The organism is Streptococcus suis (assembly GCF_002964045.1).
Taxonomy (GTDB): Bacteria; Bacillota; Bacilli; order Lactobacillales; family Streptococcaceae; genus Streptococcus; species Streptococcus suis_U.
This window is the reverse complement of sequence record NZ_POPB01000676.1, coordinates 1-842: the sequence shown is the minus strand read 5'-3', so window position 1 is coordinate 842 and position 842 is coordinate 1. Positions and strand designations below refer to the sequence as shown.

Annotated in this window: 1 pseudogene; it reads left to right on the top strand. The window is 50.0% G+C overall.

Annotation, left to right across the window (positions count from 1 at the left end):
• Positions 1–113: 113 nt before the first annotated feature.
• Positions 114–842: pseudogene (locus C1E99_RS14060) on the top strand (nucleotidyltransferase family protein); the annotation flags it as partial.

Here is an 842-nt window from a genome sequence, read left to right as displayed (position 1 = left end):
CATTGTAAATATGATAGAATTATTTTAGAAATGATAGATTATTCAAGTTAAGGTGAACGTTTTGTGAATACCTTTATAAGATACACACAGATAGGAAGATAGTTACATACATTATTTTACACAGGCTAGGTGTGGAAAAACTAGTTTTCGGTACGGAAGAAATGCTGGATTACCAGAAAATTGCGGATATCTATGTGGATAAGTCGGAAGAGATGGAAAATTTTGTGAAAAACTTGCCAGATAATCTCTCTTTTCCACAGAAGACCCAGGCCATGTGGCAGGAGTTTGCTGGGCTGACCTTCACAGGTGATACACCTAATCATATTCTGGGCTTGGCTTACGCTAAGGCGGTGGCGGGAACAGGTATTCAGCTCGGCCCAGTTCAGCGGCAGGGAGCTGGTTTTCACTCGGAAGAGGTGGAAACGTCCTACGCCTCGGCGACAGCTATCCGCAAGGGTGCTGACCAGTTGGACTTGGTGCGTGACTTTTTACCGTCTGCCAGTCTCTTTGAAGAGGCGGCCAAGGTAAGCTGGAGAAATTATTTTCCCCTGCTCCGCTACCAGATTGCGACCCACCGAGATCTCAGTCAGGTCTTTCAGGTCAACGAAGAACTAGCCAGTCGTATCCGCTCTGCCATTGGGAGCGCAGCGACCGTGGAGGAGTTAGTGGATGCTGTTGCGACCAAGCGCTACACCAAGGCGCGGGTGCGGCGGGTGCTGACCTACATCCTGGTCAATGCGGTGGAAACTCCCTTGCCAGAAGCGGTCCATGTCCTAGGCTTTTCGGCTCGAGGCCAGGCCTATCTCAAGACCGTCAAGGAGCGGGTAGGCTTGGTGACGCGG